Origin of the sequence: Streptomyces sp. NPDC002057, from assembly GCF_040296665.1 — a bacterium.
Taxonomy (GTDB): Bacteria; Actinomycetota; Actinomycetes; order Streptomycetales; family Streptomycetaceae; genus Streptomyces.
The window spans coordinates 1-10,196 of sequence record NZ_JBEOXR010000103.1 but is presented as its reverse complement, the minus strand read 5'-3'; the positions used below and the strand labels follow the sequence as shown (position 1 = coordinate 10,196).

Below are 10,196 nucleotides of genomic sequence, written 5' to 3'. Positions count from 1 at the left end.
TGGCCCGCCGCGGCCGGCGGGGGGGCGCGGCGGACCCGCCCGCGCCCCCCCATCCCGGCTTGTTGGGGGGGCCGCGGTCGATTCCGGTCAGCCCTTCGGCAGCTCTCCGGGAGCGGAGGCCGCCGCCTTGGCGAGCACCGCCGACAGGCCGAGGACGGTGCCGGCCGGACCGGCCGGCGTCGCCTCGGTCAGGACGGTGCGCTCACCGAGGAACGCCGACGTCGTCCGGTCGAAGATCCACTGTGTCTGCTCGCCGCGGGAGGTACGGGCGACGGCGACGCCCTCGCGGCCCGCCGCGTCCTTCGCGGACGGCAGCACGGTGACCCCGGGGATCCGGGCCGCGGCCCCGTACAGCGCGGCGGTGACCTCCGGCGGAGCCCAGGTCTCGGCGAGCAGCGTCCCGATCGCGGTGAACGCCCGCTGCTCGGGATCGCCCGAGGTCCCGCGGGTCTGCTCGCGGACCAGCCGCAGCAGCGCCTCCGGGTCGGTGGGCAGGCCCGCCACGTAGGTGTGGGTCGGGTGGGTGACGGACGGGGGCGCCCCCTCGGCCGTGGTCCTCCGGGGCGTGGCCCCTCGGTGGTCCAGCTCGTACACCGGCAGCCGGGCGCCCAGCGTCGTGTCGGCGGCGCCGGGCTCGCGCAGCAGACCGGCCCGGCTGCCGTCGGCCGACAGCCACACCTCGCGCTGACGGGCGGGCGGCAGCGCCGCCGTACCGCCGGCGGCGTCGTGGGCCGCGTACGCGACCAGGCTCCTGACGTACACGTACCCGTCCGGCCGGACGGTCGGCGCGGGGGCGGCGGCGGCGGCGAGCGCCGCGCCGGACAGCACGCGCACGGCGTCGGGGGAGGCGGGCTGCCCGGCGCGCACACCGCCGGGCGGTCCGGCCGACGGCTCCGGGGGAGCGAGGACGGCGACACCGGCCACGACCGCGCAGGCGGCCACCGGGGCGACGAGGAGGCCGAGCCGGAGCCCCGGGCGCGACCGGCGGGCGGGGGCCGGGCGGGCACCCGTCCCGTCCCCGGCGGCCAGGGCGTTCCGCAGGACGGCGTGGCGCAGGGCCACGTTCCGGTCCGGCGTCGGGTCGGGCACCGGCGGCGGGGGCAGCAGCGCGGTGAGCTCGGCGCGCAGGAGCGCGTCCGCGTCGGTGCGCGGAGGGCGGGGGACGGAGGTGTTCATGCCTGCTTCTCCGGGGTCGGTCGGGGCGAGAGGGCCGGGCGGACGGTCGAGCGGACGGAGACGGCACCGGAGCCGGACCCGTGCGGGGGAGCGGGCCCCCGCACGGGCCGGGGCACGGATCCGGGCTCCGGAACGGGTGCGGGCTCGTGGGCAGCGGCCGCGCCACCCACCCGGCCGCCCGAGCGGACCGTCGCGGCGGCGGAACGCTCCTGCCGCCGGGCCGCGCGCAGTTCGGCGTCGGCGAGCTTCCGGAGCCGCTCACGTGACCGCGAGAGCCGGGACCGGACGGTCCCCACCGGAATGCCCAGGGCCTCTCCGGCGGCGGCGTAGTCGAGGCCGGCCCAGACCACGAGCGTGAAGACCTCCCGCTCGCGCCGCCGGAGCTTGCCGAGGGCGGCGCGGGCGGCCCGTATCTGCTCGCCGTCCGTCATCCGGGCCAGGACGTCGTCGGCGAAGTCCGGCAGGACGCCCCGCTCGGGCATCCGGGCCAGCGCCGCGTCCCGCCGCCGTGCCTCGCGGACGGACCCGCGCATGATGTTGGTCGCGATGCCGAGCAGCCAGGGGCGCAGACTCCCGCCCTCGGCGTGCACCTTCCCGCGACAGCGCCAGGCCTCCAGGAAGGTGGCCGAGACGACGTCCTCGGCCCCCGCCCGGTCCCCGCACACCCGGAAGGCGTAGTGGTACAGCACGCGTGCGTGCTCGTCGTACGCCTCGCCGAGCGCGGAGGGGTCTCCGGCGCGGAAACGATCTCTCATAGGTGATTCCACACAAGGCACTGGGCGGTGGTTCGTCCCGGTTCCCGTGACCCGCGCCACACCTGCCGGGCGATGTGGCTCAGGTCACGGGAACGCTCCGCCCGCCGGAAGCAGTGCTGGGCATGAATGATTCCTCGACACCCCACCGCACGGCCCCGGCCACGAGCCGCCGCACGGCCCCGGCCACGAGCCGCCGCACGGCCCCGGCCGCGAGCCGCCGCACGGCCCCTGCCACGAACCGCCGCGCGATCCTGCGCTCCCTGGCGCTGACCGCCGCCCTCGCCGGGACCTCCCTCTCGGCGCTCGCCCCGGTGGCCGCCGCCGACGGCGCCCCCGAGACGTACACCCTGACCATCCGGCACCTCGACCGGGCCGGCGCCGCCACCGAGGGCTACCGGACCCACGTCACCGGGATCTCGGGCCCCGGCGCGTCCGAGGAGCTCACGCCCTACGACGAGTCCGGCACGGTCACCGTCCGGCTGCCCAAGGGCCGATACCTGCTCGACTCAACCCTGGAGGGACCCGGGGCGGGCTCCGGAACCGACTGGATCGTCCAGCCCCGCCTCGACGTGACCGGCGACACCACGGTCACCGTCGACGCCCGCACCACCCGCCCGGTCGACGTCCGCCCGCCGGAGCCCGGCGCCCGCCCCCTGAACGGCCTCGGATTCGTCGAGGTCACCCACGAGGGAACGACCCGCTCCGCCAACATCATGACGTCGAGCAACGGCCTGCGCGTGGCCCACCTCGGCCCCACCGCCGAGCCGGGCTCGGTCAAGGAGTGGTTCGACACCTACTGGTCCGGCGCGAGCCACGACTACGCACTCGGCTACACCTTCACCTCCGGGCGCGCCCTGACCGGTCTGGTCCGCCGCCCGTCGGCGGCCTCGCTGGCCACCGTCGAGATCCGTGGCGCCGCGCCGGAGGGCGCCACCGGAACCGGGTTCGTCTCCGTCCAGCCCAGCGCGGGCCCCACCGTCGGCCTCGTCCAGCCCCTGGAGACACCGGGTGCGGTGACCGTCCTGGTGACGCCCGAGCGCGGCCTGTGGGACGTCACCTACAGCGGTCCCGCCGCCCCCGAGACCCCGCCCAACCGCTACTTCGCGCACGGCCTCGCGGTCCGCGCGGGCGCCACCACCACCCACACCTTCGACAACGCCGTCTTCGGCCCCGCGCTCGACACGGCGCCCGGCGCCCGCCCGGCGGGCGTCCGCGACGGCGACGCCCTCGCCCTCGACCTTCCGCTCCTCGCCGACGGCGAGGGCCACGCGCCGACCGCCCCGCGCTTCCACAGCGCCACCACCACGCTCCACCGCGACGGCGTTCTCGTCGGCACCCGGCAGGGCGACCCGGGCCGCGCCACGTTCACCACCACGCCCGGACGGGCCTCGTACCGGCTGACCGCCACCGCGACCCGCGGCGACGGCACCCCCACGAGCGGACGCGTCACCGCGTCCTGGACCTTCACCTCCGCCGCCGCGTCCCGTCCGGCCACGCTGCCCCTCAGCACCGTCCGCTTCGCCCCCGCCCTGGATCTCGACGGAACCGCCCCGGCGGGCTCCCCGGTCCGGGTCCCGGTCACCGTCCAGGGCGCGGCCGCCGCGACCGGCGTCCGGTCCCTCACCGTGTCGATGTCGACCGACGGCGGCACCACCTGGAGCCGTGTCCCCGTCGTCGACGGCCGCGCCGGCTTCCGCACCCCCGGCCCCGGCGGGTCCGTGTCCCTCCGCGCCGAACTCACCGACGTCCAGGGCAACACCCTCACCCAGACCCTGACGAACGCCTACCGCACACGCTGACCCGACCGTGAGCGCTCCGGGGCGGCGCGACCGCCCCGGAGCGCTCCCGCACCTCCACCGCTCAACCCCCGTACGTCGCCTGCGCGTCGCCCAGCACGTCCGCGAAGTCCGCCGCGAGACGCGACGCGTCCCCGGGCGCGAGGGTCGCCGTCGTGATCCGTACGGCCGGAGGGGCCGCGATCCGGAACCGCGCCCCGGCCGCGACCCACCACCCTTGCGTCCGAAGCCCGTTCACGACCGCCGACTCGTCCCGCACCGGCACCCACACGTTCAGCCCGCTCGCCCCGACCGCCCGGATCCGGTGGACCCCGAGCGCGCCGATCAGGGCCGCCCGCCGTTCCGCGTACGCCTCCTCGCCCGCCGCCACGAGCGCGCGCACCGCCCCGTCGGCGAAGAGTCCGGCCACCGTCTCCTGGAGGACGTGGCTGACCCACCCCGAGGTCATCAGCATCCGCCCGTCGTGCCGGGCCAGCGTCACCGCGTCGCACGCGACCCCGGCCCACCGCAGGTCGATGCCGAGGTGCTTCGACGCGGTCCGCACCTGTGCCCACCGGTCGAGCCCCGCCGCCGCGAGCGTGTACGCGGCGGCCCCGCCGACCTCCGCGTTGTGGTCGTCCTCGACGACGAGCACCTCGGGGAACTCCCGGAGCACTGCCACCAGTTCGTCCCGCCGCGCCCGGGTGAAGTAGGCCCCGGTCGGGCACTGGCCCCGCGGACTGCACACGACCGCGCGCACCCCGCTCCGCAGCGCCGTCCGCAGTGATTCCGGTACGAGCCCCTCGCCGTCCACGGTCACCGGGACCGTCCGCAGCCCCAGGGCCGGTACCAGGTCGAGCAGATGGTGGAAGCCGGGATCCTCCACGGCCACCGCGTCACCGGGGCGCAGCTCCGTCGAGAGGAGCCGCGCGATGCAGTCCAACGCCCCGTGCGCGAACGTCACGTGACGCGCGGGCACCCCGTCCCGTTCGAACCACGCCCGGGTCGTCTCCTCGAGCGCGGGCAGGCGGGGCGCGGCGCGGTGCGAGCCGTACACCGGGCTGACCGTCGACGGCGGGCGCAGCACGGGGAGGAAGGCCGGGTCGGGGTGGCCGCCGGCCAGGTCCACCAGGCCGTCCGGGACGCGCGGCGGCCGCCGGGACGCCACCGACGGGACCTCCGCCACCACGGTGCCGCCCCGGCCCCGCGTGACGATCAGCCCCCGCTGCCGCAGCTCCTTGTAGGCCGTGGCGACCGTGCCGGGACTCACCCCCAGGTCGTCGGCGAGCCGCCGCACGGGCGGCAGGGCGTCACCGGGGGAGAGGCTGCCCTCGGTCACTCCCCGCTCCACGGACGAGGCAATCCCCTTGGCCGTCGTACCCTCGATCGCATATTGTGCTGCCACGTAGTCAAGTATGTATCAATACAAAGAAGTTCGCAAGGGGGACCCATTGAGCCGCTCCGCCCACGCCACCCGAACAGCCTTCAAGGACCGCATCCCCGGAGGCCCCGACGGCCGCCGCATGCTCCTCATCGGCTTCATCGACAAGTGCGGCACCGGACTCTGGTCCACGGCCATGGCCCTCTACTTCACCTACGTCACCGGCCTCGGCCTCGGCCAGGTCGGCCTCCTCATCGCCGTCTCCGGCGCCGTGGGCATCGCCGGAGCCCCCCTCGGCGGCCGGCTCGCCGACCGCTTCCCGCTCGTCCGCGTCATCATCTGCACCCAACTCCTGCGCGCGGCGGCCCTCCTCGCCCTCCTCACCACCGACGACTACCCGCTGCTCGTCCTCTTCTCCGCCGCCGGCGCCCTGCCCGACCGCGCCACCAACGTCCTCACCAAGCTGTACGCCGCCCGTGTCGCCGGCCCCGACCGCGTCCGCTACCAGGCCATCAACCGCACCACCTCCAACATCGGCTGGACCCTCGGCGGCCTCGGCGCCGCGGCCGCCCTCGCCGTCGGCACCACCACCGCCTTCCAGCTCCTGCTCGTCGGCGACGCCCTCTCGTACCTCGTGATGGCGGTCCTCACCCTCCGCTGCGCCGAACCCCCCGCCCCCACCGCCTCCCGGATCGCCGCCGCGTCCACCGACACCACCCCGACGGCGAAGCCCTCCAGCCCCTGGCGCGACCGGGGCTTCCTCGGCTTCACCGCGGCGGAATCGGTCTTCTTCCTCCACGACTCGATCCTCCAGGTCGCCCTGCCCCTCTGGATCGTCCACGCCACCGACGCCCCCGTCGGCCTCGCCCCGCTCCTGATGGTCGTCAACAGCGCCCTCGTCGTGATCTTCCAGGTCCCGCTCTCGCGCTTCGGCTCCTCCACCGAGGCCGCCCGCCGCCTCCTCGCCCCCCTCGCGGGCCTCTTCGCCGTCGGCACGCTCGCCCTCGCCGCCTCCGCCCTCGGAGGCCGGACCCTCTCCATCGCCGCCCTGATCACCGCGGCCGTCGTCCTCACCTTCGCCGAGATGATCCACACCATCGCCTCCTGGGAGATCTCGGTCGCCCTCGCCCCGGACGACGCCCAGGGCGCCTACCTCGGCGTCCACGGCCTCGCCCAGTCCACCCAGCGGTTCGTCGGTCCGCTCCTGATGACCGGCCTGGTCTCCGCGGGCCCCTTCGCCTGGCCCGTTCTCGGCGCCGTCCTCGTCGCCACCAGCGCCGCCCAGAACCGCCTCGTCCGCCGACGCCTCCCCGAACCGTCACTGTCAGTGGCGAAGGTTACGGTGAGTGAGCACTGATCGGACCGTCACCAGGGGGAGACATGACACGGACCGGAACCACCCAGGCACACCTGCGCCGCGCCCTGCGCCGCGAAGTACCCAGCACCGTCGGCCTCATCGCCGACGAGCACGACTTCACGGCCATGCGCCGCTACCGGACGTTCGCCTTCGAGGACCACACCACCTACCTCCGACAGGTCGAGGCCCTCCTCAAGAACCTCGCCACCCAGGGCGGCCACACCACCGTCGCCCTCTTCGACCCCGAGGAGTACGCGGCCTACTGCGCCGAGACCGCCCTCGACCCCGACCACCCCACCAGCCGCAGCCGCTTCACCGCCCACCTCGCCGCCACCGGCGCCCGGGTCACCTACACCGGGCAGCCCCTCAGCACCCTCCTCCCCGAGCTCGTCGACACCGCCGTCCGCCACGCGACCTGGGAGTACGCCACCACCGTCCTCGCCACCGCCGGAGACTGCGCCACCTGCGGCAAGGACATCGGAAGGGCCGCCCACGAGCGGGCCGCGCGACTCCTGGTCCGGCTCCTCGAAGCCGCCGGCCCCGGGAGCCACCACCTCGTGTGCAGCGTCCGGGCGGCCGGCGACCAACTCCTCGCCGTCCTCCACGCCCACGGCACCACACCGCCCACCGCCGAGGACGCCGCCGCGGCGGAACTCACCGCGGTCCTCGCCGCCGGCATCGCCCTCGCGGCCCCCGGCGGACTCGTCCTGCGCACCACCACCCCCGGCGCCCGCGACCGGCTCCACGGCTGGCGCCTCACCGACGGCACCCTCACCCCGCTCACCGAGGCCGAGGTCTTCGCCGCCTACTGCACCGACGCCACCACCGGGGAACCGCTCTCCCCGGAACCGGGCGTCGACCACCGGGCCGGCTTCCCCCTCGCCCCCGACCCCGACGACGACTGGACCGACCACCACTGACCCCGCGCACGCCGAAGGGGCTCCCCGTCACCTGGTGACGGAAAGCCCCTTCGTACGTCGGCGAGCGCCGGGGATCACTCCCCGGACAGCACCGCCTGAGCGGCCACGCGCGCCTCGTGCGCCGTGTCCGCCGCCCGGGCCGCGGCCGCGGCCCGCTCGCACTGCGCCAGCGTGTACTTGGCCAGCGTCGCCCGCACATACGGAATCGACGCCGCACCCATGGACAGGGAGGTGACCCCCAGACCCGTCAGCACACAGGCGAGCAGCGGATCGGCCGCGGCCTCGCCGCAGACGCCACAGCTCTTGCCCTCGGCCTTGGCCGCCTCGGCGGACAGCGCCACCAGGTCGAGCAGCGCCGGCTGCCACGGGTCCTGCAGCCGGGACACCGCACCGACCTGACGGTCGGCCGCGAAGGTGTACTGCGCCAGGTCGTTGGTGCCCAGCGAAAGGAACTCGACCTCCTGGAGGATCGAGCGCGCCCGCAGCGCGGCCGAGGGAATCTCGACCATCGCACCGAACTTCGCCCGCAGCCCCGCCTCACGGCACGCGTCGGCGAAGGCCTTCGCGTCCGTACGGTCGGCCACCATCGGCGCCATGACCTCCAGGTACACGGGCAGACCCTCGACCGCCTTCGCCAGCGCGGTGAGCTGCGTCCGCAGCACCTCCGGGTGGTCGAGGAGCGAGCGCAGACCCCGGACACCGAGCGCCGGGTTCGGCTCGTCCGCCGGCGTCAGGAAGTCCAGCGGCTTGTCGGCACCCGCGTCGAGCACCCGCACGACCACACGGCCCTCGGGGAAGGCCTCCAGGACCTTGCGGTACGCCTCGACCTGCTTCTCCTCGGACGGAGCCTGCTTGCTGTCGTCCAGGAAGAGGAACTCCGTACGGAACAGACCGACGCCCTCGGCACCGGCCTCCACCGCCGCCGGCACGTCCGCCGGACCGCCGACGTTGGCGAGCAGCGGCACCTTGTGCCCGTCCGAGGTCGCACCCGGACCGCTCGACGTCGCGAGCGCGGCCCTGCGCGCGGCGGCGGCCTCGGTCAGCTCCGCCTTCTTCTCCTCGCTCGGGTCCACGAAGATCTCACCGGTCGAACCGTCGACGGCGACGAGCGTGCCCTCGGCGATCTCGCCCGCACCCGGCAGCGCCACGATGGCCGGCACGCCCAGCGCACGCGCCAGGATCGCGCTGTGACTGGTCGGCCCGCCCTCCTCGGTCACGAAACCGAGGACCAGCGTCGGGTCGAGCAGCGCGGTGTCGGCGGGCGCCAGGTCCCGCGCGATCAGTACGTACGGCTCGTCGCTGTCCGGAACACCGGGCATCGGCACACCGAGCAGGCGCGCCACGATCCGGTTCCGCACGTCGTCCAGGTCGGCGACCCGGCCGGCCATGTACTCACCGGCACCGGCGAGCAGCTCGCGATAGTGCGAGAACGCGTCGTAGATGCCGCGCTCGGCCGTGCTGCCCACGGCGATCCGGCGGTCGACGTCGGCGATGAGCTCGGGGTCCTGGGCGATCATCGCCTGGGCCTCCAGCACGTGCTGCGCCTCACCGCCGGCCAGATTGCCGCGTGCAATCAGATCGGCGGCGACAGCTTCGACGGCCTGACGGGCGCGCCCCTGTTCGCGCTCCGCCTCGTCCGCCGGAATCTGCTTGGCCGGCGGTTCGAGGACCGCCGTGCCCATGTGCCGGACCTCGCCGATCGCCACACCGTGGCTGACGCCGACGCCTCGCAGCGTTGTCTCCATCTCACCCGTCTCCCATAGAGCGGCGGCACCTGCCGCCGCGTTGAATGTCGAACTCGCGGTCGTCACGGGGACGAACCGGCTCAGTTCCAGCCGAAGAGCGAGTCGCCGGCCTTCACGTCACCGCTGTCGACGACGTCGGAGAGCGAGTCCGCGGTGGCCTCCAGGGCCACGACGGGACAGATGGGGGACTTGCCCGCGGCCTCGACCTCAGCGGGGTTCCAGCGCACGACGGCCTGTCCGCGCGTCACGGTGTCACCCTTGTTGACGAGCAGCTCGAAGCCCTGCCCGTTGAGCTGAACGGTGTCGATGCCGAGGTGGGTCAGCACCCCGTGTCCCTCGCTGTCGACGACGACGAAGGCGTGCGGGTGCATGGAGACGATGACCCCGTCGAGGGGGGAGACGGCCTCAGAGGGCTCACGTACGGGATCGATGGCGGTACCGGGACCGACCATCGCACCGGAGAAGACCGGGTCGGGAACTGCGGCGAGACCGATGGCGCGTCCAGCAAGCGGCGACGTCACGGATGTCATGGGAAGCCTCCCAGGGGCGGAGATTGTGTAGGCGCCGTCACTACCTGTCCTGGACGGCGTACTGTTCTGAAGCGTAAGTCATAAGAAGTCCCGGTTCCGCACGAGACGTACCAGTTGGGCGGAGCTAGGGACTACCGGAAACGATTTGCCTCGACTGACGGTGGGATGTACTGTCGTACTCCTGCCTGACCCCAACGCGGCCTTGAGTCGCGGGTCGGCAGCACCTATCAAGCCAGATCCTAACCCCAGTGGTCTACACCTCTGCGTGCTCGCAGGGAGCGTGGTCGGGGAGACGGAAAAAGCCTGGTAGTGTTTGACCCCGCCGGGAACGGAAAAGCTAAAGCGAATTCCACCCCGGCAACCCGCTCCAGCGGGTGGCAGAAACGAGAAATCGGGTCTGCTAAGCTGGAAACACGAAATACCGAAGGGAAGCCCGGAGGAAAGCCCGAGAGGGTGAGTACGAAGGAAGCGTCCGTTCCTTGAGAACTCAACAGCGTGCCAAAAATCAACGCCAGATTAGTTGATACCCCGTCCATCTTCGGATGGCGAGGTTCCTT

The 10,196-nt window shown here is 74.1% G+C and carries 8 protein-coding genes; 3 read left to right on the top strand and 5 right to left on the bottom strand.

Annotated elements, in window-relative coordinates; genetic code table 11:
- Positions 1–87: 87 nt before the first annotated feature.
- Positions 88–1,176 (bottom strand): CU044_5270 family protein, encoded by a 1,089-nt coding sequence (locus ABT129_RS37740; protein ID WP_351910747.1) that lies wholly within the window; start codon positions 1,174–1,176, stop codon positions 88–90.
- Positions 1,173–1,931, bottom strand: coding sequence for an RNA polymerase sigma factor (locus ABT129_RS37735; RefSeq protein ID WP_351910745.1), 759 nt, complete (start codon positions 1,929–1,931; stop codon positions 1,173–1,175). Before ABT129_RS37735 ends, ABT129_RS37740 begins: the two co-directional genes overlap by 4 nt.
- Positions 1,932–2,053: 122 nt before the next feature.
- Here ABT129_RS37735 and ABT129_RS37730 point away from each other — a divergent pair, with 122 nt between their 5' ends.
- Positions 2,054–3,730, top strand: coding sequence for a serine protease (locus tag ABT129_RS37730; protein ID WP_351910743.1), 1,677 nt, complete (start codon positions 2,054–2,056; stop codon positions 3,728–3,730).
- A 61-nt stretch (positions 3,731–3,791) separates the two neighbouring features.
- Here ABT129_RS37730 and ABT129_RS37725 read toward each other — a convergent pair whose 3' ends face one another.
- Positions 3,792–5,111, bottom strand: a complete 1,320-nt coding sequence (locus ABT129_RS37725) for an aminotransferase class I/II-fold pyridoxal phosphate-dependent enzyme (RefSeq protein ID WP_351910741.1) — start codon at positions 5,109–5,111, stop codon at positions 3,792–3,794.
- Positions 5,112–5,157: 46 nt separating this feature from the next.
- On the opposite strand from ABT129_RS37725, the gene ABT129_RS37720 reads away from it, so the two are divergent.
- Complete coding sequence (locus ABT129_RS37720; protein ID WP_351910739.1) at positions 5,158–6,444, top strand: MFS transporter; 1,287 nt, start codon at positions 5,158–5,160, stop codon at positions 6,442–6,444.
- A gap of 23 nt (positions 6,445–6,467) precedes the next feature.
- The gene (locus ABT129_RS37715) at positions 6,468–7,364 is read left to right on the top strand and encodes a DUF8829 domain-containing protein (RefSeq protein ID WP_351910737.1); all 897 of its coding nucleotides are present in this window, start codon (positions 6,468–6,470) and stop codon (positions 7,362–7,364) included.
- A gap of 74 nt (positions 7,365–7,438) precedes the next feature.
- Here the strand turns inward: ABT129_RS37715 and ptsP are convergent, their stop codons facing one another.
- A complete protein-coding gene (gene ptsP / locus ABT129_RS37710; RefSeq protein WP_351910736.1) occupies positions 7,439–9,109 on the bottom strand; it encodes a phosphoenolpyruvate--protein phosphotransferase in 1,671 nt (556 codons plus the stop codon).
- Between the two features lie 80 nt (positions 9,110–9,189).
- The gene (locus tag ABT129_RS37705) at positions 9,190–9,639 is read right to left on the bottom strand and encodes a PTS sugar transporter subunit IIA (protein ID WP_351910735.1); all 450 of its coding nucleotides are present in this window, start codon (positions 9,637–9,639) and stop codon (positions 9,190–9,192) included.
- Between the last annotated feature and the right edge of the window lie 557 nt (positions 9,640–10,196).

What these genes read in the sequence shown, in the direction of transcription:
- ABT129_RS37730 (WP_351910743.1), top strand. Translation starts at nt 2,054, where the DNA reads ATGAATGATTCCTCGACACCCCACCGCACGGCCCCGGCCACGAGCCGC.
- ABT129_RS37735 (WP_351910745.1), bottom strand. Translation starts at nt 1,931, where the DNA reads ATGAGAGATCGTTTCCGCGCCGGAGACCCCTCCGCGCTCGGCGAGGCG.
- ABT129_RS37740 (WP_351910747.1), bottom strand. Translation starts at nt 1,176, where the DNA reads ATGAACACCTCCGTCCCCCGCCCTCCGCGCACCGACGCGGACGCGCTC.
- ABT129_RS37715 (WP_351910737.1), top strand. Translation starts at nt 6,468, where the DNA reads ATGACACGGACCGGAACCACCCAGGCACACCTGCGCCGCGCCCTGCGC.
- ptsP (WP_351910736.1), bottom strand. Translation starts at nt 9,109, where the DNA reads ATGGAGACAACGCTGCGAGGCGTCGGCGTCAGCCACGGTGTGGCGATC.
- ABT129_RS37705 (WP_351910735.1), bottom strand. Translation starts at nt 9,639, where the DNA reads ATGACATCCGTGACGTCGCCGCTTGCTGGACGCGCCATCGGTCTCGCC.